Raw genomic sequence first — 22,788 nt, forward strand, 5'->3', positions numbered from 1 at the left:
AACCCCCACCGGTCCATGAAAGAGAAGGAAGAACTGGCATGTCCCAGATCCTCGCTGCCTCCGAAGTCACCGGCTCGCTCGGCTCGATCGGCTACGGCCTCGCCGCCATCGGCCCCGGCGTCGGCGTCGGCATCATCTTCGGTAACGGCACCCAGGCCATGGCCCGTCAGCCCGAGGCCGCGGGCCTGATCCGCGCCAACCAGATCCTGGGCTTCGCCTTCTGTGAGGCGCTCGCCCTCATCGGCATCGTTATGCCGTTCGTGTTCGGTAAGTAAGCACCTATTACTGACACGCATCGACGAAAGGCACTGATGTGATCGCCAACCTGGCTGCACTCGCGGCCGAGGAAGAGCAGAACCCGCTCATTCCCGCGGGCCCCGAGCTGCTCGTCGGCGCCATCGCCTTCGCCATCGTCTTCTTCGTCTTCGCCACGAAGCTGCTCCCGCGTATCAACAAGACGCTGGAGGAACGCCGCGAAGCCATCGAGGGCGGTATCGAGAAGGCCGAGGCCGCGCAGACCGAGGCTCAGAGCGTGCTGGAGCAGTACAAGGCCCAGCTCGCCGAGGCCCGCCACGAGGCTGCCCGCCTGCGCCAGGAGGCGACCGAGCAGGGCACCGCGCTCATCCAGGAGATGAGGGCGGAAGGCCAGCGGCAGCGTGAGGAGATCATCGCTGCCGGCCACGCCCAGATCGAGGCCGACCGCAAGGCCGCGGCGCACGCGCTCCGTCAGGACGTGGGCAAGCTCGCCACCGACCTGGCCGGCAAGCTCGTCGGCGAGTCCCTTGAGGACCACGCCCGGCAGAGCCGCACCATCGACCGCTTCCTCGAGGGTCTCGAGGACGCTTCGAAGGCCGAGGCCACGCGATGAACGGAGCGAGCCGCGAGGCACTGGCTGCCGCGCGCGAGCGTCTCGACGCGCTGATGGACAACACGTCCGTCGACGCGGCGAAGCTCGCCGGGGAGCTGGCGGCCGTCACCGCGCTGCTCGACCGCGAGGTGTCGCTGCGTCGGGTCCTCACCGACCCGTCGCAGCCCGCCGAGGCCAAGGCCGAGCTGGCCGGACGCCTCCTCGGCGGCCAGGTCGGCGGCGAGACCGCCGACCTGGTGAGCGGCATGGTCCGCTCCCGCTGGTCGCAGTCGCGCGACCTGGTGGACGCCCTGGAGGAGCTGGCGAGCACCGCCGACCTCACCGCCGCGCAGCAGGCCGGTGCGCTCGACGACGTGGAGGACGAGCTGTTCCGGTTCGGCCGGATCGTCACCTCCAACGCCGACCTGCGCTCCGCGCTGACGAACCGCGCCGCCACCACGGCCGCCAAGGGCGAGCTGCTCGGCAGCCTGCTCGGCGGCAAGGCGAACGCGGTCACCGAGCGGCTCGTCGCGCGTCTTGTGACCAAGCCGCGTGGACGTAGCCTGGAAGCGGGACTCGACTCCCTCTCCAAGCTCGCCGCGGAGCGCCGGGACCGCATGGTCGCCGTGGTCACCTCGGCGGTGCCGCTGACCGACGTGCAGAAGCAGCGCCTCGGCGCGGCTCTGGCGAAGGTGTACGGCCGCCAGATGCACCTGAACCTGGACGTGGACCCGACGGTCCTCGGCGGGATCTCGGTGCGGGTGGGCGACGAGGTCATCGACGGCACGATCGCGCAGCGTCTCGACGAGGCGAGCCGGCGACTGGCCGGCTGACCTGCCTCGGCAGGTCACCTGAGTACACAGCATCACAGCGGCCCGGTTGGGCCGTGCAGAACTTGCAGAAGTTCCTGGGGGCCGCCCCCAGACCCCCTAAGAAGCTTCAGGCCCAACAAGGAGAGCAGGGAACCCAGATGGCGGAGCTCACGATCCGGCCGGAGGAGATCCGGGACGCACTGGAGAACTTCGTCCAGTCGTACCAGCCGGACGCGGCCTCGCGCGAGGAGGTCGGTACGGTCAGCGTTGCCGGCGACGGCATCGCGAAGGTGGAGGGCCTGCCCTCCGCCATGGCGAACGAGCTGCTGAAGTTCGAGGACGGCACCCTCGGTCTCGCCCTCAACCTCGAGGAGCGCGAGATCGGTGCGATCGTCCTCGGCGAATTCAACGGCATCGAGGAGGGCCAGCCGGTGCAGCGCACCGGTGAGGTCCTCTCCGTCGGCGTCGGCGAGGGCTACCTCGGCCGCGTCGTCGACCCGCTCGGCAACCCGATCGACGGTCTCGGCGAGATCGCGACCGAAGGCCGCCGCGCCCTCGAGCTGCAGGCCCCGGGCGTCATGGTCCGTAAGTCGGTGCACGAGCCGATGCAGACCGGCTACAAGGCCGTCGACGCGATGGTGCCGATCGGCCGTGGCCAGCGTCAGCTGATCATTGGTGACCGTCAGACCGGCAAGACCGCTCTGGCCGTCGACACGATCATCAACCAGCGCGACAACTGGCGCTCGGGCGACGTGAACAAGCAGGTCCGCTGCATCTACGTCGCCATCGGCCAGAAGGGCTCGACCATCGCGTCCGTTCGCGGCGCCCTGGAAGAGGCCGGCGCGCTCGAGTACACGACGATCGTCGCCGCCCCGGCGTCCGACCCGGCCGGCTTCAAGTACCTGGCGCCGTACACCGGTTCCGCCATCGGCCAGCACTGGATGTACGCCGGCAAGCACGTCCTGATCATCTTCGACGACCTGTCGAAGCAGGCCGACGCCTACCGCGCCGTGTCGCTGCTGCTGCGCCGCCCGCCGGGCCGCGAGGCCTACCCGGGCGACGTCTTCTACCTGCACTCGCGTCTGCTGGAGCGCTGCGCCAAGCTCTCCGACGAGATGGGTGCCGGTTCGATGACCGGTCTGCCGATCGTCGAGACCAAGGCGAACGACGTGTCGGCGTTCATCCCGACCAACGTCATCTCCATCACCGACGGTCAGTGCTTCCTGGAGTCCGACCTGTTCAACGCGGGCCAGCGCCCGGCGCTGAACGTCGGTATCTCGGTCTCCCGCGTCGGTGGCTCGGCCCAGCACAAGGCCATGAAGCAGGTCTCCGGCCGACTTCGCGTGGACCTCGCCCAGTACCGCGAGCTGGAGGCGTTCGCCGCCTTCGGCTCCGACCTGGACGCCGCGTCGAAGGCCTCGCTGGAGCGCGGCAAGCGCATGGTCGAGCTGCTGAAGCAGGGCCAGTACCAGCCGATGCCCGTCGAGGAGCAGGTCGTCTCCGTCTGGGCCGGCACCACCGGCAAGATGGACGACGTCCCGGTCAACGACATCCGTCGCTTCGAGTCGGAGCTGCTGGAGCACCTGCGCCGTGAGCGCAAGGAGCTCCTCACCTCCATCGCCGAGGGCGGCAAGATGTCGGACGACACCCTGACCTCCATCGCTGACGCCATCGCTGCCTTCAAGCGGCAGTTCGAGACCTCGGACGGCAAGCTTCTGGGCGACGACGCGCCGGTCTCCACCAGCAAGTGACGACGGAAGGGACCTGACTCATGGGAGCGCAGCTCCGGGTCTACAAGCGTCGCATCCGTGCCGTCACGGCGACCAAGAAGATCACCAAGGCGATGGAGATGATCGCCGCCTCGCGCATCGTCAAGGCGCAGCGCAAGGTGGCGGCGTCGATGCCGTACGCGACCGAGCTCACCCGTGCGGTGACCGCGGTGGCGACCGGCTCGAACACCAAGCACGCCCTGACCACCGAGGCCGAGGCGCCGACCCGTGCCGCGATCCTGCTCATCACGAGCGACCGCGGTCTGGCCGGCGGCTACTCCTCGAACGCCATCAAGCAGGCGGAGCGGCTCACCGAGCGGCTGCGCGGCGAGGGCAAGGAGGTCGACGCCTACGTCGTCGGCCGCAAGGGTGTGGCCTACTACGGCTTCCGTGAGCGCAAGATCGCGGATTCGTGGACCGGCTTCACCGACAGCCCGGCCTACGCCGACGCCAAGCGCGTCGCGGCGCCGCTGATCGAGGCCATCCAGACGGAGACGGCCGAGGGCGGCGTCGACGAGCTGCACATCGTCTACACGGAGTTCGTGTCGATGATGACGCAGAACGCGGTGGACAACCGGATGCTGCCGCTGTCGCTGGAAGCGGTCGAGGAGGAGAGCGGTACGAAGGGCGAGATCCTTCCGCTGTTCGACTTCGAGCCGTCGGCGGAGGACGTCCTCGACGCCCTGCTGCCGCGCTACGTCGAGAGCCGCATCTACAACGCACTGCTGCAGTCGGCCGCTTCCGAGCACGCCGCCCGCCGCCGTGCGATGAAGTCGGCCACCGACAACGCCGGGGACCTCATCAAGAGCCTCTCCCGGCTTGCCAACGCGGCCCGCCAGGCCGAAATCACCCAGGAAATCAGCGAGATCGTCGGTGGCGCGAGCGCCATGGCTGACGCGACCGCGGGGAGTGACAAGTAATGACGACCACTGTTGAGACGGCCGCCGCCACGGGCCGCGTCGCCCGGGTCATCGGCCCGGTCGTCGACGTGGAGTTCCCCGTCGACGCCATGCCCGAGATCTACAACGCGCTCACCGTCCAGGTGGCCGACCCGGCCGAGGACGGCAAGCTCAAGACGCTGACCCTGGAAGTCGCCCAGCACCTGGGTGACGGCCTGGTCCGCACCATCTCGATGCAGCCCACCGACGGTCTGGTCCGCCAGGCCCCGGTGACCGACACGGGCACGGGCATCACCGTCCCCGTCGGTGACTTCACCAAGGGCAAGGTGTTCAACACCCTGGGCGAGGTGCTCAACTACCCCGAGGCGAACGCCGAGGTCACCGAGCGCTGGCCGATCCACCGCAAGGCCCCGAACTTCGACGAGCTCGAGTCGAAGACCGAGATGTTCGAGACCGGCGTCAAGGTCATCGACCTCCTCACCCCGTACGTCAAGGGTGGAAAGATCGGTCTGTTCGGTGGTGCCGGTGTCGGCAAGACCGTTCTGATCCAGGAAATGATCTACCGCGTCGCCAACAACCACGACGGTGTGTCGGTGTTCGCGGGCGTCGGTGAGCGTACCCGTGAGGGCAACGACCTCATCGAGGAGATGGGCGACTCCGGCGTCATCGACAAGACGGCGCTCGTCTTCGGCCAGATGGACGAGCCCCCGGGCACCCGTCTTCGGGTCGCGCTGGCCGGTCTGACGATGGCGGAGTACTTCCGTGACGTCCAGAAGCAGGACGTCCTCTTCTTCATCGACAACATCTTCCGGTACACCCAGGCGGGTTCCGAGGTGTCGACCCTGCTCGGCCGTATGCCCTCCGCGGTGGGCTACCAGCCGAACCTGGCCGACGAGATGGGTCTCCTCCAGGAGCGCATCACCTCGACCCGTGGTCACTCGATCACCTCGATGCAGGCGATCTACGTCCCCGCGGACGACCTGACCGACCCGGCCCCGGCCACCACGTTCGCCCACCTCGACGCGACGACGGTTCTCTCCCGTCCGATCTCCGAGAAGGGCATCTACCCGGCCGTGGACCCGCTGGACTCCACGTCCCGCATCCTGGACCCGCGCTACATCGCGAAGGACCACTACGACGCCGCCATGCGCGTCAAGGGAATCCTCCAGAAGTACAAGGACCTCCAGGACATCATCGCGATCCTCGGTATCGACGAGCTGGGCGAGGAGGACAAGCTCGTTGTCCACCGTGCCCGTCGCGTCGAGCGCTTCCTGTCGCAGAACACCCACGTCGCCAAGCAGTTCACCGGCGTGGACGGTTCGGACGTGCCGCTCGACGAGTCGATCACCGCGTTCAACGCGATCTGCGACGGTGAGTACGACCACTTCCCCGAGCAGGCGTTCTTCATGTGCGGTGGCATCGAGGACCTGAAGGCCAACGCCAAGGAGCTGGGCGTCTCCTGAATCGCCTGACTCGTAAGAGTCGCGTTTCGGCGGAGAGGGGCGGGCACGTCCCGCCCCTCTCCGTACGCCCACGCTGCATCTCCCGGGGGACAACCCCCGGACCCCCGGCCGAAAGGCCGGGTGGGCCCCGGCGCTCCATCGCTCCGGGCCCTACTAGACTTGACCCAACACCCGGCTCCAATCGCCGGGTGGTGACCCGAGGAGCCCACCTTGGCTGCTGAGCTGCACGTCGAGCTCGTCGCCGCGGACCGCAGTGTCTGGTCCGGCGAGGCCACCCTGGTCGTCGCGCGCACCACGTCCGGCGACATCGGCGTCATGCCCGGTCACCAGCCGCTCCTCGGAGTGCTGGAGTCCGGCCCGGTGACCATCCGTACGAGCGAGGGCAGCACCGTCGTCGCCGCTGTGCACGGCGGGTTCATCTCGTTCGCGGACAACAAGCTCTCCATGCTCGCCGAGATCGCGGAGCTCGCGGACGAGATCGATGTCCAGCGCGCCGAGCGGGCGCTGGAGAGCGCCAAGTCGGCCGAGGACGGCGCCGCCGAGCGTCGCGCCGAGGTCCGGCTGCGTACGGTGTCGGTGCGCTAGCACCCCGCCGAACAGTTTTGCCCTCAGCCGCGGTCACGGGTCTGGAATCTTCCGGACCCGGCCGCGGCTGAGGCGATGCAGGCACAAGAGAGACCGGGGCGATCCCCCGGCCCCGAATGGAGCGAGGAGGTCGGTGTAGATGACCCTCGTTCTGCTTGTGGGCGGCCTGGTCGTCGCGCTGGTACTGGTGGGACTCTTCGTCTTCGGTCTGCGCCGGCGGCTGATCCAGCGTTCCGGCGGGACCTTCGACTGCAGTCTGCGCTGGGACGTGCCGGAGGGCGGCGATCCCGGGGGCAAGGGCTGGGTGTACGGAGTCGCACGGTACAGCGGTGACCGGATCGAGTGGTTCCGTGTCTTCTCCTACGCGCCTCGGCCGCGGCGGCTGCTCGAGCGCTCCGCGATCGAGGTCGTGGCGCGGCGGCAGCCGGCGGGGGAGGAGGAGCTGGCGCTCCTGTCCGACGCGATCGTTCTCGGCTGTACGCATCGGGGCGTGCGCCTCGAACTCGCGATGAGCGAGGACGCGCTGACGGGCTTCCTGGCGTGGCTGGAGGCGGCACCGCCGGGCCAGCGCGTGAACGTGGCGTAGGGGTTTTTCCCCACCCCGCCCCTTCCCTGAAGCCCTGGGCGGGCGGCCTGTTCTTCGTCTGCGCGCCGTCCCCCACTGGTCGCGCAGTTCCCCGCGCCCCTAGGAGCGCCCCGAAGGGGCGCATTTAAGGGGCGCGGGGAACTGCGCGAGCAACCCGCCACCGGGCCGCGGACAAACGGTGACACCGGGGAACGGGGACGGGCCGTCCGCCCGGTGTCGTACCAGGAGCGGGTTACCTGAGGCCGCTGTCGATCGCCGAGATCAGCTCACCCCCGGCCGTGTCGCCGCTGAATTCCCAGAAGAACGCGCCCTTCAGGCCCTGCGCCTTCACATACGACATCTTCCCCGCGATCGTCGACGGCGTGTCGTAGCTCCACCAGTTGGAGCCGCAGCGGGCGTACGCCGTGCCCGCGATCGTCCCCGTCGTCGGGCACGAGCTCTTGAGGACCTTGTAGTCCTCGATGCCCTGCTCGTACGTCCCGGGGGCCGGCCCCGTCGCCGTACCGCCCGGCGCGTCCTGGGTGACGCCGGTCCAGCCGCGGCCGTAGAACCCGATCCCCAGGTTGAGCTTGCTCGCCGGAATCCCCTTGCCCCGGTACTTCTGGATCGCCGCGTCCGTGTTGAAGCCCGCGATCGGGATGCCGTTGTACGAGGTGAGCGGGGAGTGCGGAGCCGTCGGCCCCTTCGCGTCCCACGCACCGAAGAAGTCGTACGTCATCACGTTGTACCAGTCGACGTACTGCGCCGCTCCGGCGTAGTCGGCCTGGTCCATCTTGCCGTTGGCCGAGCCGTCGGCCGTCACGGCCGCCGTCACCAGGTTCGAGGAGCCGAACTTGGCCCGCAGCGCGGACAGCAGGTTCTTCAGCGCGGCCTGGCCGCTGGTGTCGCAGGAGAGCCCGCAGGCGTTCGGGTACTCCCAGTCGATGTCGATGCCGTCGAAGACGTCGGCCCAGCGCGGGTCCTCCACCAAGCTGTAGCAGGAGTTGGCGAACGCCGTCGGGTTGGCCGCCGCCGCGCCGAAGCCGCCGGACCAGGTCCAGCCGCCGAACGACCACAGCACCTTGATGTTCGGGTACTTCTTCTTCAGCTCGCGCAGCTGGTTGATGTTGCCCGCGACCGGCTGGTCCCAGGTGTCGGCGGTGCCGTCGACGCTGGAGGAGGCGTCGTACGTCTTCTGGTAGTCGGCGTACGCGTCACCGATGGCGCACTGGCCGTTGGTGACGTTGCCGAACGCGTAGTTGATGTGCGTCAGCTTGGCCGCCGAGCCCGAGGTGACGATGTTCTTCACGTGGTAGTTGCGCTGGTAGACGCCCCAGTCGGTGAAGTAGCCGAGCTTGACCGTGGAACCCGGGTCCGGATTGCCGCCGCCGCCCGTCGTGGTGACGGTCGTCGAGCCGGAGGAGGGGCCCGTCTGGTCGGCGGTGTCGCGCGCGGTCACGCTGTACGTGTACGTCGTTCCGGCGGTGAGGCCCGAGTCCGTATACGTGGTGCCTGTCACCGTCGCGATCTTCGACGAGCCGCGGTAGACGTCGTAGTTCTTGACGCCCTTGTCGTCGGTCGCGGCGGTCCACGACAGGTTCACCGAGGTGTTGGTGACGCCGCTCGCCGTCGGAGTGCCCGGCGCGGAGGGCGGGTTGTCGCCCGGCGGGGTGGTACTCCCGTCGCAGGAGCCGCCGTTGAGCTTGCAGCCGGACGGGGCGCCGGAGCCCGCGCCGTTGAAGCCGAAGGTGACGCTGGCGCCGGGTGCCAGCGTGCCGTTGTACGACTTGTTCTTGGCGGTCCAGTGGTTGACATCATGAGTGACGTCCGCGTCCCAGAACGAGGTCACGGACGTCCCCGAGGGGTAGTCCCACTCCACGGTCCAGGAGGTGAGCGCCGTGGTGCCGGTGTTCTTGACGGTCCACTGGGCGCCGAAGCCGGAGCCCCAGTCCTGGGTCTTGACGTAGGTGGCGGTCGCCGAGGCGGCGGCCGCGGCGGGAGTGGCGCCGGCCAGGCCGACGACTGCGGCCAGGGGAAGGGCCAGCGCGGTGAGGACGGCCGCGGCTCTGGTTCTGAAGCGGGTGCGGGTGCGGATGCGCGTGGGAGTGCTCAAGGAAGCTCCTCGAGTGAGGTCCGACGGGTGTGGGTGGGACCCTGCTCCGCCCGGTGAGCACACGGTGGGTCGTGGGCACGCTCACACAGCAGTGCCGTGAGCGTAGAAAGGTCTGTACCAACCGTCAAGAGGTCCAGACCAACGGCCGGAACCTGCCGTCAGACGCCCAACTCCTGGGCCAGTACGGCCGCTTGGACCCGGCTGCGCAGCTCCAGCTTCCCCAGCAACCGGCTGACATGGGTCTTCACCGTGGCCTCGGCCATCGCGAGGCGACCCGCGATCTCGGCGTTCGACAGCCCCTCGCCGATGCACGACAGCACCTCCCGCTCGCGGCGGGTCAGCGTGTCGAGGGCGGCCGGGCACACGGAAGGCGCCTTGGCCGCCGGGGCCGCGAACTCCGCGATCAGCCGGCGCGTGACGGCCGGGGCGATCGTGCCCTCGCCGCGCGCCACCGTCCGTACCGCCTCGATCAGGTCCCTCGCCTCCGTGTTCTTCAGCAGGAAGCCCGCCGCGCCCGCGCGCAGCGCCCCGAAGACGTACTCGTCGAGGTCGAACGTCGTCAGCACCAGCACATCGGCCAACCGCTCCGCGACCACCTGACGGGTCGCCGCGACCCCGTCGAGCCGGGGCATCTGCACATCCATCAGCACCAGGTCCGGGCGCAGTTCGCGGGCGAGCCGGACCGCCTCCTCGCCGTCGGCGGCCTCCCCGGCCACCTCGATGTCCGGGGCGCTGCCCAGGATCAGGACCAGACCGGCCCGTACCGACGACTGGTCCTCCGCGACCAGCACCCGGATCGTCATGTGGTCGACTCGCTTTCCTGGATGGGCAGTTCGGCCCGGACCCGCCAGATCTTGGTGCCGTCGTCCCCCGGCTCGGGCCCCGACTCGAAGCTCCCGCCGAGCAGGACGGCCCGCTCCCGCATCCCGACGAGCCCCGCGCCCGAGCCCGGCGCGCGCGGCCCCGGACGCTCCTCACCGTACGGGCTGGTCACCCGGACCGTCAGCGCCCGCCCGGTGTGCGCGAGCGCGGCGGTGACCGTGCCGGGGGAGGCGTGCTTGAGGGCGTTGGTGAGCGACTCCTGGACGATCCGGTACGCGGCCAGCTCGACCGGGGCGGGCAGCGCGGCCCCCTCGGGGCGGGCGTCGTCGAGGGCGAAGTCGAGCCCGCTGGAGGCGCCGTTCGTACGGGCCTGGGCGATCAGCGCGTCCAGGCCCGCCAGCGTGGGCGCGGCGGCCGGGGCGCGCCCGGCGCCGCTGTCGCGCAGCAGCCCGATCAGCCGGCGCATCTCCGCGAGCCCGTCCACACTGTTGGTCCGGATCACCGTGAGTGCCTGGCGGGTGGTGGCCGGGTCGTCCAGGGAGAGCGCGGCGGTGGAGTGGATGGCGATCGCCGAGAGGTGGTTGGCGACCATGTCGTGCAGCTCGCGGGCCATCCGGGCGCGCTCGGCCACCACCGCCTGGGTGCGGTCGATCTCGGCGAGCAGCGCGGTCTGCTCGGCGCGCAGGGTGGCCGCCTCGGCGGCGTCGCGGTGGTTGCGCACCAGCGCGCCGGTGGTGGCCGGCGCGAACGAGACGAGGCCGGTGAGCAGCCCGATCAGGAGGGCCTCGGGCTTGTGCAGCCACGCCAGGAAGCCGATGGCCACCGCGACCGAGAGCAGCCCGGTGGTGACGGGGATGCGGCGGGCGGCGGCCGGGGTGCCGTACAGGACGGCGGCGTAGACCAGGTCCGTGAACATCAGGACCGTCACCACGCTGCCGAGCGTGAACTGGTCCGCGATGATCGCGAAGGTCCCGGTGACCAGGGCGAACCGCGGGGCGGTCCGGCGTACGAGTTCGAGGGCCGCCATGACGACGAGCGGCAGCAGCACCCACGCGCCGCCGAACGGGTGCCCGCCCTGGGTGTGCAGCCCGAGCGCCCAGCCCGCCAGGCCGGTCAGCAGGCCGACGACGGCGATGATCACGTCGTGGCGGTGCGGGCGGCGGCGGAAGAGGTTCACGGTCCCATGAAACACGGGGCCGGGGGCCCGGGCCTCCACGTACGGGGCGATCCGGGACTACATCGAAGGATGCAGTGTCGTTTCCTCACTGTCGACGACGAGCGGGCGCGATCTCGGGCCGACGCTGGAAGGGAGTCCGAGGAGAGGAACGGGGAACGCCGTGATCGTCACACTGATCGTCATCTGCGAGGTCGGCTTCTGGGTGCTGCTCGCCGGGGGCCTGGCACTGCGCTACTTCGCCAAGATGCCCAGGGCGTCGGTGGCGGTCCTGCTCTGCGAGCCGCTGCTGGAGGCGCTGCTGCTCGTGGTCACCGTGATCGACCTCAAGAACGGCGCCGAGCCGGACTGGAAGCACGGCCTCGCCGCCGTGTACATCGGCTTCTCGGTGGCGATGGGCCACTCCATGGTGAAGTGGGCCGACGCCCGGTTCGCCCACCGCTTCGCGGGCGGCCCGCGCCCCGCCAAGGCCCCGGCGGGCGGCGCGGCCCGCACGCTCCACGAGTGGAAGACCGCGGGCCGCTGGACCCTCGCCGCCGCGATCGCGATCGGCCTGCTCCAGGCTGGCATCTGGTACGTGGGCGGCGACGGGAACGTGGACTCCCTGCGGATGTGGCAGCAGCGGATGCTGTGGCTGATCGGCATCAACGTGATCATCGCGCTGAGCTACACGGTGTTCCCGAAGAAGGTGGAGGAGTCCCGGTCCCGCAAGAGCCTGTTCTGAGCGGCCTACCGTTCACCGCCCGGTACCCACAGCACGTCCCCGACCTCCTTGTTCGCCGTCCTGGCCAGGATGAACAGCAGGTCCGACAGCCGGTTCAGATACGTCGCCGTCAGCGGGTTCATCGTCTCGCCGTGCACCTCCAGCGCCGCCCACGTGGAGCGCTCCGCGCGGCGCACCACCGTGCACGCCTGGTGCAGCAGCGCCGCCCCCGGCGTACCGCCCGGCAGGATGAAGCTGCGGAGCTTCTCCAGGCGCTCGTTGAAGCGGTCGCAATCCGCCTCCAGCCGGTCCACGTAGAACTGCTCGACCCGCAGCGGCGGGTACTTCGGGTCCTCGACCACCGGCGTCGACAGATCCGCGCCCACGTCGAACAGATCGTTCTGCACCCGGGTGAGGACCTGCACGACCTCCTCCTCCAGAGCGCCGAGCGCGATCGCCGTGCCGAGCACCGCGTTCGCCTCGTTGGTGTCCGCGTACGCCGAGATCCGCAGATCCGTCTTGGCGGTACGGCTCATGTCTCCCAGGGCCGTGGTGCCCTGGTCGCCGGTACGGGTGTAGATGCGCGTCAGATTGACCATGGGGTCAGCCTAGTTACGCGGGGCCCGTCCGCCACGCCCGGACATTCCCCGCCCAAGTACGCGGTACGGGACGACCGGTAGGCCCCGCCGAGCCCCGTCGTGAGACGCCGCTCACCCGTCTTGGTGTGATGTCCGTCATCTGAGACGTGACGCGCATCTCTTACGGCTCCCAAGACGCCTCACGGCCGATAGCCTCCGCCGGAGAGCCGTAGCAGTAAGCCGTCAAAGGGGTGTGAAGTGGCCAGGAAGCTCGCCGTCATCGGGGCCGGACTCATGGGTTCGGGCATCGCGCAGGTCTCGGCCCAGGCGGGCTGGGACGTCGTCCTGCGTGACGTCACCGACGAGGCGCTGGCCCGTGGCACCGACGGCATCAAGGCCTCGTACGACAAGTTCGTGAGCAAGGGCAAGCTGGCCGCCGAGGACGCGGAGGCCGCGCTCGCCCGCATCACCACCACGACCGACCTGGACGCCGCCGCCGACGTGGACGTCGTCGTCGAGGCCGTCTTCGAGAAGCTGGAGGTCAAGCACGACATCTTCCGTACGCTCGACAAGATTGTGCGGCCGGACACCGTGCTCGCCTCCAACACCTCCGCCATCCCGATCACCAAGATCGCGGCGGCCACCGAGAACCCCGAGCGGGTCGTCGGCGTCCACTTCTTCTCGCCGGTCCCGATGATGCAGCTGTGCGAACTGGTGCGCGGCTACAAGACGAGCGACGAAACCCTGGCCACCGCCCGGGAGTTCGCCGAGTCCGTCGGCAAGACCTGCATCGTCGTCAACCGCGACGTCGCCGGTTTCGTCACCACCCGGCTGATCTCGGCGCTCGTCGTCGAGGCGGCGAAGCTGTACGAGTCGGGCGTGGCCACCGCCGAGGACATCGACCTCGCCTGCAAGCTGGGCTTCGGCCACGCGATGGGCCCGCTGGCCACCGCCGACCTCACCGGCGTGGACATCCTGCTCCACGCCACCAGCAACATCTACACGGAGTCCCAGGACGAGAAGTTCGCGCCGCCGGAGCTGATGCGCCGGATGGTTGACGCGGGTGACATCGGCCGCAAGAGCGGGCAGGGCTTCTACAAGCACTGATTGACGCACCCTCACCTCCCCTCGCCCCAGAATCACTCCATGGGGTGAATTAGGTATCGGTTCGCTTACAGACGGCAACTTCCCTGCGGTCTGTGCAGTCAGTTGGTGCAGTAAGAGACGACAGGCAGACAGGCATACGGAGCACTCCGGGGAGTACATATGCACATCAGGGGCGACCACGTCGAGCTGGTCGTCGGGGGCCGCCTCGACGTCCGCAGCGCGGCGGACGCCCGTACGGTCCTGCACTCGGCGGTCGACGACGGAGCCGGCGACCTGGTGCTCGACCTGACCGAGCTGGACTCCTGGGACGCCACCGGCCTCGGTGTGATCATGGGCGCCCACCGGCGGGCCGGCCGCTGCGGCCGGCGCCTGGTGCTGCGGGGCGTGCCGCCCCAGATGCAGCGCCTGCTGGTGGCGACCCGGCTGCACCGCATCCTCGCCATCGAGGGCGGCATCGCCGCGGAGGCGCTGCCGCGCGTGTGAGCGTGCGCGGCGCCACCGCCGTACGAGACTGGTACGGGCCTCTTGAGCACGACCTGTGCGGCACTTGTGCAGGTGATGTGGAAGCCGGTCCTCCGGGTGCAATCCTCACCGGACTGTGACGCTCTGGGCGGGGTGGCACCCCGCCCGTTCGGAGATACTGGGCGAAGGTTTAGGGTGCGGTCTCCCGCCGGTCGACATCCCTGCGGCGGGTACCGGACCAGAGCGACAGCGCAGTGCGTAGCGGCCGGGAGGGGCAAGGTTACGCAGGCGCATCTGGGGGGCTTTCACCATGAACCCGATGGACACCCGGGGACCGGACGACTTCGACCACGAGCAGGACGGAACGGGCACCGGCACGGGCGCGGCCGCACCGCGCAAGGAGCGCGACCGCGACGCCGTCACCCCGGAGATCGGCGCGCGCGCCGCCGGACTCGCGCGCACGGTCCAGCTCGTCTCCGGCGACTTCCTGCTCACCGTCAACCCGGTCGACGGCAGCGAGATCGAGCCCTGCCCGCCCGGCGAGATACCCGGCCGCCCCGAACGCCAGTCCGCCGCCGAACGCGCCGACCGCGAGCGCGCCCTGCGCCCGCCGGTGCCCGCCGGGCCCGCGGCGCCCGCGCCGGTCCTGTTGGAGCGCGGCGAGGAGCGCGAGCGCCTCGTGCGCCTGCTCGGCCGGGGCCGCTCGGTCCGGCTGACCGGGCCCGCCGGGTCCGGGCGCACGGTCCTGCTCGACGCGGTCGCCGCCGACTGCGCCCAGCTCGCGCCCGACGGCGTCATCCGCCTCAGCGGCCACCGCCGCACCCCCCAGGAACTGCTGCACGAGCTGTACGCGACGGTCTTCCGCGCCCCGCTGCACCGGCCCGACCGGGCCGGGCTGCTCGACCAGGTGCGCGAGATCGGGGCGGTCGTCCTCGTCGACGACCTGGAGTTCGGCGGGGCCGCGCTCGAAGAGCTGCTGGCCGCCGCCCCCGAATGCGCCTTCCTGCTCGCCGCGACGCCCGAGGTGGCGGCGCCGCCCGCCGAGTCGCACCTCGAAGAGGTCTTCCTCACCGGGCTCGGGCGCAGCGCCTCCCTGGAACTGCTCGAGCAGGCCGTGGACCGGCCGCTCAGCGACGAGGAGGCCAACTGGGCGGGCGACCTCTGGTTCGAGTCGGAGGGCCTGCCGCTGCGGTTCGTGCAGGCGGGCTCGCTGCTGCGGCGGCGGGACGGGCTGCGCGGCGAGGGCGTGCCGCGCGACGAGTTCGGGCTGCCGGTGGACGAGCCCTCCGACCTCTCCGTCTTCTCCGCCGAGGGCCGCGAGGTGCCGCTGCCGTCGCTGGGCGAGGGCGCCGCCGCCGCCGCGCCGCTCGCGGCCCGGCTCGGGCAGGCCGCCCGGGAGACCCTGCGGTTCGCCGTCGCGCTCGGCGGCGAGGTGCCGCACCAGGCGCATCTGCCCGCGCTCGTCGGGGACACCCACGCGGACGCCGCGCTCGGCGAACTGCTCGGCTGCGGGCTGCTCTCCCCGGTCGGTACGCGCTACCGGCTCGCGGCGGGCGTGCTCACCCAGCTGGAGGCGGCCGGGTACGGGGAGGACGCGAGCGAGCGGGCGCACACCGCCGCCCAGCACTACGCCTGGTGGACCGGGCACCCCTCGGTCACGCCCGAGCGGGCGGCGGCCGAGGCGGACGCGGTCCTGGCGGCCCTGGGCGCGCTGGTGCCCGGCGGTGACGCCGGCCACCCCGCCACGGCCGTCAAGCTCGCCCGCAGCGCGGCGCCCGCCTTCGCGGCCGGGCTGCACTGGGGGGCGTGGGAGCGGTCCCTGCGGATCGGCTCGGCGGCGGCCCGGCTCACCGGCGAGGTGGCCGAGGAGGCGTACTTCCACCATGAGCTGGGCGTCCTGGCGCTGTGCGCGGGGAACGTGGACCGCGCCCGTGCCGAGCTGGAGGCGTCCATCGGGCTCAAGGGCGCGCTCTCCGACAAGCGGGGCACGGTCGCCGGGCGCCGCGCGCTGGCCCTCGTCGAGGACCGCTCGGGCGGCCCGGTCGTCTCGGGCGGCCGTACGCCGTCCGGTGACGAGGTCCCCGCCGCGCGCTACGAGGAGTCCCAGTCGCCCCCGGCCGGCGTCCCGGTCCCCGACACCACCCCCACGGTCCTGATCCCCAGCGGGGTGCCCGCCGCCAAGCGGACGCTCTTCACCGGCACGCGCCGCAATCTGGTGGCGGCGGGGGCCGGGGCGGTGCTCGCGGCGGTCCTGGGCACGGTGGTGACGCTGGGCGCGACGTCCGGCTCCGACGCGCCCGGCAAGGTCGAGCAGCGCCAGTCGGCGAACGAGGACGCGACGGACCCGGAGCTCCCGGCGGACTCGCCGACGGCGGGGGCGCCGTCGCACGGGTCGGGGGCGGGGTCCACGTCGCCTACGCCGTCTCGGCGGGGGACACCGGGGACGACGCCGACGTCGGAGTCATCCCCGGGGACGGCTCCTTCCGGGAAGCCGTCGACGCCTTCGGAGACCCCGTCGGGGCCGTCCACATCGCCGGGTGGGCCGAAGCCGTCGGTTCCGGGGCACACGTCGCCGTCGCCCAAGCCTTCGACGACGAAGCCGTCGAGCCCGACGCCGATACCGCCGACTCCGACCAGTCCCTCGCCGACGCCGACCGAGTCCACGCCGACGACCACGGGCGGCTCGTCCGGTGGTACGCCGCCGAGCAACACTGCGTCGGGGCCCACCACGCAGAGCCCGGTGGCGTCGCCTACGGCGTAGGCCCCTCCCCGCCCCTTCCCTAAACCCTCCGGGGGTGGGGGTGGGGGTGGGTTTCCCGGGGGCTGCGCCCCCGGACCCCCCTGTCTTCGGCTGCAGGCCGTCTGTGGCTGAGCGCGCAGTTCCCCGCGCCCCTAACTACCTAGGGGCGCGGGGAACTGCGCGAGCAACCCAGCACGGTCCGCAGACGAACGGGGTCGGGGCGAAGCCCCGGGAAACCGTGCCTCAGAACAGGCGCAGCTTGTCGTCCTCGATGCCTCGCATCGCGTCGTAGTCGAGGACCACGCAGCCGATGCCCCGGTCCGTCGCCAGTACCCGCGCCTGCGGCTTGATCTCCTGGGCCGCGAACACACCCCGTACGGGGGCCAGGTGCGGGTCGCGGTTCAGCAGCTCCAGGTAGCGCGTGAGCTGCTCGACACCGTCGATCTCGCCGCGGCGCTTGATCTCCACCGCCACCGTCCCGCCGGACGCGTCCCGGCACAGGATGTCCACGGGACCGATCGCCGTCGCGTACTCGCGGCGGATCAGCGTGTACCCCTCGCCCAGCGTCTCGATCCGGTCCGCGAGGAGCTCCTGAAGGTGCGCTTCCACGCCGTCCTTGATGAGGCCCGGGTCCACCCCAAGTTCGTGCGAGGAGTCGTGGAGGATCTCCTCCATCTTGATGATGAGCTTCTCGCCCGCCTTGTTCACGACCGTCCAGACGCCCGAATCGTCCCCCGTCCCCTCCTTGAGGGTGCAGGGCGGAGACATCCAGTTGAGGGGCTTGTACGCCCGGTCGTCCGCGTGAATGGAGACGCTGTTGTCCGCCTTCACCAGGATCAGCCGGGTGGCGGAGGGCAGATGGGCGGTGAGGCGGCCCGCGTAGTCGACGGAGCAGCGGGCGATGACGAGACGCATGGTCGGCAACGCTACTCGAATCCCCCCGCCGAACGCGATTCGTCCGGCAAAGCGCTGTTCGTTATTGGCCGGTTACGTGCCAAGTACCTGTCGCAGCCACCATGCCGCGCCTACCGTGTAAGCGGGAGGTTGTCGGTCAGGCACGCTGCGTGGCCGACTTCGTTCCTTTCCCTGCCCGTAAGACCCCCTCCCCGGGGTCGCGAGAGGAGAAACCATGTCGCTCGACGTCTCACCGGCCCTACTCGAACAGGCCGAGCGAGGCGAGGTCGACGAAGCCGATTTCGTCGACTGCGTCCGGACCTCCCTGCCGTACGCATGGGAGATGATCAGTTCTCTGGTGGCCCAGCTGAAGGTGGACGGTGGTGAGTTCGCCGACAACCAGACGCCTCCGCCGGACGAGCAGGCGCGCGGCCAGCTTCTGCGTGCGCTCGCGAGTGACGCCATCCGCGGTTCGCTCCAACGGCACTTCGGTGTCCGTCTGGCGTTCCAGAACTGCCACCGCGTCGCCGTGTTCCCCCTGGACCCGTCTTCCGACGAGCGGCTCGCCCGCTTCACCTCGGTCCGGGGCCAACTGCTCAACCAGTCCCCGGAGTTGAGGGACTGCTGACGGCTTCGCCGCCGCTCCGCATCGCGGGAGGTGCAACTGATGCGGAGCGGGGGCCTTTTGTGGGGCCCCGAGCCCCCGCGCCCCACCGGGCGCCGTCCCCCTCGGGCCTCACCCCAGCAGCGGCAGCACTTCCGCGCCCAGCCTTCGTACGTTCTCCTCCGTCGCGGCCAGGTCGCCCGATCCCTCCACCAGGAAGGCGAAGCGCGTGATGCCCGTCTTCTGTGAGGTCGCCGCGATGCGGTCGGCCGCCTGGCGCGGGGTGCCGACCGGGTGGAGGCCGCAGAGCAGTTCCGTGTACAGCACGGGGTCGCGCATCGCGCGGTGGCGGCCGTCGACCGTCACATGCGCGTCGAGGCCCTGCTTCAGCCAGCCCGGCATCGCCTTGAGCAGGGTCTCGGCGGCCCGGGCGCGGTGGTCCTCGATCTGCGCCACCCCGGCCGACACATGCGGCGCGGCCGCCACCGCCTCCGGTGCGACGCCGGACGCCAGCGCGTGCGACCGCCACAGCGCGACCATCTCCGCCTTCTCCTCGTCGCCGCAGTGCATCCCGAGCAGCATCGGCAGGCCCCGCTCGGCGGCCAGCTTCACGCTCTTCGGCGAGGTGCACGCCACGATGACCTCGGGGCCGGCCGGACCGTCCGACAGCAGCTCGTCGGGCCTCGGCACCACCGGGACCTCCCGGAAGGTGAAACGTTCTCCCAGACTCGATACCCGGGGTTCGGACAGCCACCGCAGCAGCAGGTCCAGGGACTCCGGGAAGCCCTCCTCGTACGCCCGCAGGCCCGAGCCGAAGACCTCCAGGTCGACCCAGGGCCCGCCGCGGCCCACGCCCAGCGAGAACCGCCCGCCGGACGTCAGGTGCAGCAGCGCCGCCTGCTCGCCGAGCGCCACCGGGTGCGCGCTGGGCAGCACGCTGACCGCCGTCCCCACGCGGATCCGTCGCGTACGCCCCAGGAGCAGGGCCGCCAGCGTCACCGCCGACGGGCACACCCCGTACGGAACGAAGTGGTGCTCGGCCAGCCACACCGCGTCCAGGCCCGCTTCCTCGGCCACCTCGGCGGACCGCACCGCCCGGTGCAGTGCCTCCCCCTGGCCCTGGCCCGGGAATTGGGCTGCCAGTACAAAAGTTCCGACACGCATCGCCTTCTGCCTCTCTCGCGGCCGACGCGGCTCCCCCTCTTACCGGCAACAACGCCTGACAAGTGCCAAGGGCACGGCCCAAGGCGAACTTCTTGCGATAGTCCGGTAAGTGTCCCCCGTACGAGTTACCGTGCCACCCCTGTACGAGCTCGGGTACCCGGGGCAAGTACCTCTACGCTGGAGGCAGTCATCCGTCCGGCCCCGTGAGGTGTTTCCGTGTCCCCGCGCCGCAACCGCCCCAAGCCCAAGGGCGGCGACCAACCGACCGAACCCACCGGCGGGGCGGGGGAGCGCTTCGGCCTCCAGCGCTCCGAGACGTACCAGGGCGAGGAGTGGTCCGTCCGGCACGTCAGCGGCGCGAGCGCGCAGGGCAAGCGCTACCGCTGCCCGGGGTGCGACCAGGAGATCCCCTCCGGCGTCCCGCACGTGGTGGCCTGGCCCGAGTACGGCGGCGTGGACGACCGCAGGCACTGGCACAAGGCCTGCTGGAACGCGAAGGACCGCCGCACCAGCAGGGTGCAGCGGTCCAGGAACGCGCCCAGGTACTAGGCGCCGGGTCAGACGTCCCGGCTGTTCAGCGCGGCGAACGCGCCGCCGAGCGCGGCGGCCGTCACGGCGCCCAGGATCAGCAGCGGCGTCCAGCCGGTCGGGCCCGAGTCGCTCACCGACGAGCCGTAGAACACGGCCAGTTGGCTGGGGATCGAGTACTCGAACAGGGCCTGGCGCACGCCTTCGAGCGACGGCGCGAACATGAACAGCGCGAGCACCAGCGGCAGCAGCACCACGCCGATCATGACGGTGATCGCGCCGGCCGAGTGCCGGATCAGCGCGCCGACCGCCAGCGAGAGCAGGCCGAGCGTCGAGACGTAGAGGCTGACGCCGATCGTCGCCTTGAACAGCTGGGAGCCGGTCGGCTGCTCGGCGGAGCTCACCATCCCCATCTGCAGCATCGCCACCAGGCCGGTGCAGAGCGTCACGATGACGAAGGACAGCAGGAAGAAGACGACCGACTTGGCGGCGAGGATCCGGGCCCGGCTGGGGCACGCGGTCAGCGTCGTGCGGATCATCCCCGTGCCGTACTCGGAGGCGATGGTCAGCACGCCGAGCGTGATCACGCAGATCGAGCCGAGCAGCACGCCGTAGAAGCCGAGGCTGAGCAGCGGGGTGTCGCCCATGTGCGCGTCGGAGGCGTTGACCGCGACCGCCGCGAGCAGCCCGATGCCGAGCACGAGCAGGATGAGCACGCCCAGCGTCCACATCGTGGAGCGCACCGAGCGGATCTTGGTCCACTCGGAGGCGAGCGCGTCGCCGAGGCTGGCGGGCCGCACCGGGATCGGCGAGGTGTACGTCCCGAGGGGCGCACCCGGTGCCTGCTGCTGGTAGGGGGTGGTCATCGGGCGTCCTCGGGCTTGGTCAGGGCGGGGGCGGGCGCGGCCGCGGGCGGGGCGGCCGGGGGAGCGGGCTGCGGGGCCGCGGCCGGGGCCTGGGGCACGGGCGGGGCCGCCGGGGCCTGGGGGGCCTGCGGGGCCGTGTACGGGTTCGCTCCGGGCGGCGGCGGGGCGTACCAGCCCTGCGTCGGCACCTCGGGGATCGCCGGCGGCGGCTGGTACCCGGGCGGCATCGGCTGCATCAGACCGGCCTTCTGGTCGGCCGTGGAGCGGTAGTCCACCGCGCCCTGCGTCATCCGCATGTACGCCTCTTCCAGCGAGGCCTGGTGCGGGGAGAGCTCCCACAGGCGGACGTCCGCGCCGTGCGCGAGGTCGCTGATGCGGGGCAGGGCGAGGCCGGTCACCCGCAGGGCGCCGTCCGGCTCCGGCATGACCTGGCCGCCGGCCTCGGTCAGCGCGGCCGTCAGCTTCTCCCGGCCGGCGGGCTCGGGGGTGCGCACGCGCGCGAAGTCGGCGGAGTTGTGGGAGATGAAGTCCTTGACGCTCATGTCGGCGAGCAGCTGGCCGCGGCCGATCACGATGAGGTGGTCGGCGGTCAGCGCCATCTCGCTCATCAGGTGCGAGGAGACGAAGACGGTCCGGCCCTCGGCGGCGAGCTGCTTCATGAGGTTGCGCACCCACAGGATGCCCTCGGGGTCGAGGCCGTTGACCGGCTCGTCGAAGAGCAGTACCTGCGGGTCGCCGAGGAGGGCCGCGGCGATGCCGAGCCGCTGGCCCATGCCGAGCGAGAACCCCTTGGAGCGCTTGCCCGCGACCTCCTGGAGGCCGACGACCCCGAGCACCTCGTCGACCCGGCGGGCCGGGATGCCGGAGAGCTGGGCGAGCGAGAGCAGGTGGTTGCGGGCGCTGCGGCCGCCGTGCACGGCCTTGGCGTCGAGCAGCGCGCCGACCTGGCGGGGCGCGTTGGGGAGCGTACGGAAGGGGTGGCCGCCGATGGTGACATGGCCGGAAGTGGGCTGGTCAAGGCCGAGGATCATGCGCATGGTCGTCGACTTGCCGGAGCCGTTGGGCCCCAGGAAGCCGGTGACGGCGCCGGGCCTCACCTGGAAGGAAAGGTTGTACACGGCTGTCTTGGCGCCGTAGCGCTTCGTCAGGCCGACTGCCTCGATCATTCTCCAGCCCCATCGACGGTGTAGGTCGTCGGGGCGGTGGCGGATCGCCAGGGTGCCCCCGTATGAGTGAGGAGCTTATCGAGGACTTTACGGTTCCGGCCAAGCGATGAGATGTGCGTTACGTAGGCGTTTGTCCGGTATATGGACTAGGCGTCGCGCTTCTTCAGGACCAGGTAGCCGCCCACGAGCGCCACGATCACCCACAGCGCCATGATCCCGAGTCCGGCCCACGGGCCGTACGGCGGCGGCTCGCTGTTCATCGCGTTCGGGACCACCTGCATGATCTTGGAGCCCGCCTGGTCGGGGAAGTAGCGGGCCACCTTCTTGGCGCCCGGCACCGCCGACAGGATCTGCGAGATCAGGAAGAAGAACGGCATCAGGATGCCGAGCGAGAGCATCGAGCTGCGCAGCATCGTGGCCACGCCCATCGAGAAGAGCGCGATCAGCGCCATGTAGAGGCCCGCCCCGAAGACCGCCCGCAGCACGTTGGGCTCGCCGATGGTGGTGCGGTGCGGGCCGAGCAGCGCCTGGCCGAGGAAGAACGAGAGGAAGCTGGTCGCCATGCCCACGACCAGCGCGAGCGCGGTGGCGACCAGGAGCTTGGAGAAGAGGAACGTGGCCCGCTGCGGCACGGCGGCGAGCGAGGTGCGGATCATGCCCGAGCTGTACTCGGTGCCGACCACCAGGACGCCGAACACCACCATCGCCAGCTGGCCCAGCACCATCCCGGAGAAGCTGATGAAGGTCGGGTCGAAGGTCAGCCGCTCGGCCGGCTTGAGGTCGTCGAACTGCGACTTCATCAGCGCGCACAGGGCCGCGCTCACCGCGACCGTGACGACGAGCGCGCTGACCAGCGTCCAGGAGGTGGAGGAGACCGTACGGATCTTGGTCCACTCGGACTTGAGGACCGCGGGTACCGATGCCATG

23 protein-coding genes are annotated in these 22,788 nt (G+C 70.8%); 14 read left to right on the plus strand and 9 right to left on the minus strand.

What is annotated here, in order from left to right:
• The first annotated feature begins 38 nt into the window (after positions 1-38).
• The 8 genes from atpE to IE252_RS20315 all read left to right on the plus strand — a co-directional run bounded on the left by atpE (position 39) and on the right by IE252_RS20315 (position 6,961).
• Complete coding sequence (atpE, locus tag IE252_RS20280) at positions 39-275, plus strand: ATP synthase F0 subunit C (protein WP_067163944.1); 237 nt, start codon at positions 39-41, stop codon at positions 273-275.
• Positions 276-313: 38 nt separating this feature from the next.
• Positions 314-868 (plus strand): F0F1 ATP synthase subunit B, encoded by a 555-nt coding sequence (locus IE252_RS20285; RefSeq protein WP_190090870.1) that lies wholly within the window; start codon positions 314-316, stop codon positions 866-868.
• Complete coding sequence (locus tag IE252_RS20290; RefSeq protein WP_190090871.1) at positions 865-1,680, plus strand: F0F1 ATP synthase subunit delta; 816 nt, start codon at positions 865-867, stop codon at positions 1,678-1,680. Before IE252_RS20285 ends, IE252_RS20290 begins: the two co-directional genes overlap by 4 nt.
• Positions 1,681-1,817: 137 nt before the next feature.
• Entirely contained in the window at positions 1,818-3,410 is a 1,593-nt protein-coding gene (atpA, locus tag IE252_RS20295) for a F0F1 ATP synthase subunit alpha (protein WP_190090872.1), read from the plus strand.
• Between the two features lie 20 nt (positions 3,411-3,430).
• Positions 3,431-4,348 (plus strand): F0F1 ATP synthase subunit gamma, encoded by a 918-nt coding sequence (locus IE252_RS20300; protein ID WP_190090873.1) that lies wholly within the window; start codon positions 3,431-3,433, stop codon positions 4,346-4,348.
• Entirely contained in the window at positions 4,348-5,790 is a 1,443-nt protein-coding gene (gene atpD / locus IE252_RS20305; RefSeq protein ID WP_190090874.1) for a F0F1 ATP synthase subunit beta, read from the plus strand. Before IE252_RS20300 ends, atpD begins: the two co-directional genes overlap by 1 nt.
• Positions 5,791-6,000: 210 nt before the next feature.
• Positions 6,001-6,375, plus strand: a complete 375-nt coding sequence (locus IE252_RS20310; RefSeq protein WP_101390157.1) for a F0F1 ATP synthase subunit epsilon — start codon at positions 6,001-6,003, stop codon at positions 6,373-6,375.
• A gap of 139 nt (positions 6,376-6,514) precedes the next feature.
• The gene (locus IE252_RS20315) at positions 6,515-6,961 is read left to right on the plus strand and encodes a DUF2550 domain-containing protein (RefSeq protein ID WP_190090875.1); all 447 of its coding nucleotides are present in this window, start codon (positions 6,515-6,517) and stop codon (positions 6,959-6,961) included.
• 232 nt (positions 6,962-7,193) lie between these two features.
• Here the strand turns inward: IE252_RS20315 and IE252_RS20320 are convergent, their stop codons facing one another.
• The 3 genes from IE252_RS20320 to IE252_RS20330 form a co-directional block, all read right to left on the minus strand.
• Entirely contained in the window at positions 7,194-9,053 is a 1,860-nt protein-coding gene (locus IE252_RS20320; protein WP_190090876.1) for a glycoside hydrolase family 18 chitinase, read from the minus strand.
• 158 nt (positions 9,054-9,211) lie between these two features.
• Positions 9,212-9,856, minus strand: a complete 645-nt coding sequence (locus IE252_RS20325; protein WP_190090877.1) for a response regulator — start codon at positions 9,854-9,856, stop codon at positions 9,212-9,214.
• Positions 9,853-11,052 carry a sensor histidine kinase gene (locus IE252_RS20330; protein ID WP_190090878.1) on the minus strand — a complete coding sequence of 400 codons (1,200 nt, stop codon included), beginning with the start codon at positions 11,050-11,052 and terminating at the stop codon, positions 9,853-9,855. Before IE252_RS20330 ends, IE252_RS20325 begins: the two co-directional genes overlap by 4 nt.
• Positions 11,053-11,212: 160 nt before the next feature.
• On the opposite strand from IE252_RS20330, the gene IE252_RS20335 reads away from it, so the two are divergent.
• On the plus strand, positions 11,213-11,773 hold the full coding sequence (locus IE252_RS20335; protein WP_190090879.1) for a hypothetical protein: 561 nt from the start codon (positions 11,213-11,215) through the stop codon (positions 11,771-11,773).
• A 5-nt stretch (positions 11,774-11,778) separates the two neighbouring features.
• Here IE252_RS20335 and IE252_RS20340 read toward each other — a convergent pair whose 3' ends face one another.
• Positions 11,779-12,351, minus strand: coding sequence for a cob(I)yrinic acid a,c-diamide adenosyltransferase (locus IE252_RS20340; protein WP_190090880.1), 573 nt, complete (start codon positions 12,349-12,351; stop codon positions 11,779-11,781).
• A gap of 237 nt (positions 12,352-12,588) precedes the next feature.
• Between IE252_RS20340 and IE252_RS20345 the strand changes: the two genes are divergently transcribed.
• The 3 genes from IE252_RS20345 (at position 12,589) to IE252_RS20355 (ending at position 16,660) form a co-directional block, all read left to right on the plus strand.
• Positions 12,589-13,437: a 3-hydroxyacyl-CoA dehydrogenase family protein gene (locus IE252_RS20345; RefSeq protein ID WP_190090881.1), complete on the plus strand. Its 849-nt coding sequence runs from the start codon at positions 12,589-12,591 to the stop codon at positions 13,435-13,437.
• A 159-nt stretch (positions 13,438-13,596) separates the two neighbouring features.
• A complete protein-coding gene (locus IE252_RS20350; protein WP_067163978.1) occupies positions 13,597-13,920 on the plus strand; it encodes an STAS domain-containing protein in 324 nt (107 codons plus the stop codon).
• A 289-nt stretch (positions 13,921-14,209) separates the two neighbouring features.
• Entirely contained in the window at positions 14,210-16,660 is a 2,451-nt protein-coding gene (locus IE252_RS20355; RefSeq protein WP_190090882.1) for an ATP-binding protein, read from the plus strand.
• A 222-nt stretch (positions 16,661-16,882) separates the two neighbouring features.
• On the opposite strand, the gene nucS is transcribed toward IE252_RS20355, so the two are convergent.
• Positions 16,883-17,554, minus strand: coding sequence for an endonuclease NucS (gene nucS, locus IE252_RS20360; protein WP_190090883.1), 672 nt, complete (start codon positions 17,552-17,554; stop codon positions 16,883-16,885).
• Positions 17,555-17,768: 214 nt separating this feature from the next.
• On the opposite strand from nucS, the gene IE252_RS20365 reads away from it, so the two are divergent.
• Positions 17,769-18,161: an SCO5389 family protein gene (locus tag IE252_RS20365; RefSeq protein ID WP_190090884.1), complete on the plus strand. Its 393-nt coding sequence runs from the start codon at positions 17,769-17,771 to the stop codon at positions 18,159-18,161.
• 108 nt (positions 18,162-18,269) lie between these two features.
• On the opposite strand, the gene IE252_RS20370 is transcribed toward IE252_RS20365, so the two are convergent.
• Positions 18,270-19,301, minus strand: coding sequence for an LLM class flavin-dependent oxidoreductase (locus IE252_RS20370; protein WP_190090885.1), 1,032 nt, complete (start codon positions 19,299-19,301; stop codon positions 18,270-18,272).
• 216 nt (positions 19,302-19,517) lie between these two features.
• Here IE252_RS20370 and IE252_RS20375 point away from each other — a divergent pair, with 216 nt between their 5' ends.
• On the plus strand, positions 19,518-19,850 hold the full coding sequence (locus tag IE252_RS20375; RefSeq protein WP_101390167.1) for an Rv1322 family protein: 333 nt from the start codon (positions 19,518-19,520) through the stop codon (positions 19,848-19,850).
• Between the two features lie 8 nt (positions 19,851-19,858).
• Here IE252_RS20375 and IE252_RS20380 read toward each other — a convergent pair whose 3' ends face one another.
• The 3 genes from IE252_RS20380 to IE252_RS20390 all read right to left on the minus strand — a co-directional run bounded on the left by IE252_RS20380 (position 19,859) and on the right by IE252_RS20390 (position 22,787).
• Positions 19,859-20,695: an ABC transporter permease gene (locus tag IE252_RS20380; protein WP_190090886.1), complete on the minus strand. Its 837-nt coding sequence runs from the start codon at positions 20,693-20,695 to the stop codon at positions 19,859-19,861.
• Entirely contained in the window at positions 20,692-21,861 is a 1,170-nt protein-coding gene (locus IE252_RS20385) for an ABC transporter ATP-binding protein (protein ID WP_190090887.1), read from the minus strand. The genes IE252_RS20380 and IE252_RS20385 overlap by 4 nt, the downstream gene beginning before the upstream one ends.
• A gap of 146 nt (positions 21,862-22,007) precedes the next feature.
• A complete protein-coding gene (locus IE252_RS20390; RefSeq protein ID WP_190090888.1) occupies positions 22,008-22,787 on the minus strand; it encodes an ABC transporter permease in 780 nt (259 codons plus the stop codon).
• Between the last annotated feature and the right edge of the window lies 1 nt (position 22,788).

Origin of the sequence: Streptomyces melanogenes (genome assembly GCF_014649795.1) — a bacterium.
Lineage (GTDB): Bacteria > Actinomycetota > Actinomycetes > Streptomycetales > Streptomycetaceae > Streptomyces > Streptomyces noboritoensis.

Bases quoted from the DNA above. Each gene is read 5' to 3' on its own strand.
- IE252_RS20300 (WP_190090873.1), top strand. From the start codon at position 3,431: ATGGGAGCGCAGCTCCGGGTCTACAAGCGTCGCATCCGTGCCGTCACG.
- IE252_RS20325 (WP_190090877.1), bottom strand. From the start codon at position 9,856: ATGACGATCCGGGTGCTGGTCGCGGAGGACCAGTCGTCGGTACGGGCC.
- IE252_RS20365 (WP_190090884.1), top strand. From the start codon at position 17,769: ATGTCGCTCGACGTCTCACCGGCCCTACTCGAACAGGCCGAGCGAGGC.
- IE252_RS20340 (WP_190090880.1), bottom strand. From the start codon at position 12,351: ATGGTCAATCTGACGCGCATCTACACCCGTACCGGCGACCAGGGCACC.
- IE252_RS20315 (WP_190090875.1), top strand. From the start codon at position 6,515: ATGACCCTCGTTCTGCTTGTGGGCGGCCTGGTCGTCGCGCTGGTACTG.
- atpD (WP_190090874.1), top strand. From the start codon at position 4,348: ATGACGACCACTGTTGAGACGGCCGCCGCCACGGGCCGCGTCGCCCGG.
- atpA (WP_190090872.1), top strand. From the start codon at position 1,818: ATGGCGGAGCTCACGATCCGGCCGGAGGAGATCCGGGACGCACTGGAG.
- IE252_RS20350 (WP_067163978.1), top strand. From the start codon at position 13,597: ATGCACATCAGGGGCGACCACGTCGAGCTGGTCGTCGGGGGCCGCCTC.
- IE252_RS20355 (WP_190090882.1), top strand. From the start codon at position 14,210: ATGAACCCGATGGACACCCGGGGACCGGACGACTTCGACCACGAGCAG.
- nucS (WP_190090883.1), bottom strand. From the start codon at position 17,554: ATGCGTCTCGTCATCGCCCGCTGCTCCGTCGACTACGCGGGCCGCCTC.
- IE252_RS20380 (WP_190090886.1), bottom strand. From the start codon at position 20,695: ATGACCACCCCCTACCAGCAGCAGGCACCGGGTGCGCCCCTCGGGACG.
- IE252_RS20370 (WP_190090885.1), bottom strand. From the start codon at position 19,301: ATGCGTGTCGGAACTTTTGTACTGGCAGCCCAATTCCCGGGCCAGGGC.
- IE252_RS20290 (WP_190090871.1), top strand. From the start codon at position 865: ATGAACGGAGCGAGCCGCGAGGCACTGGCTGCCGCGCGCGAGCGTCTC.
- atpE (WP_067163944.1), top strand. From the start codon at position 39: ATGTCCCAGATCCTCGCTGCCTCCGAAGTCACCGGCTCGCTCGGCTCG.
- IE252_RS20390 (WP_190090888.1), bottom strand. From the start codon at position 22,787: ATGGCATCGGTACCCGCGGTCCTCAAGTCCGAGTGGACCAAGATCCGT.
- IE252_RS20385 (WP_190090887.1), bottom strand. From the start codon at position 21,861: ATGATCGAGGCAGTCGGCCTGACGAAGCGCTACGGCGCCAAGACAGCC.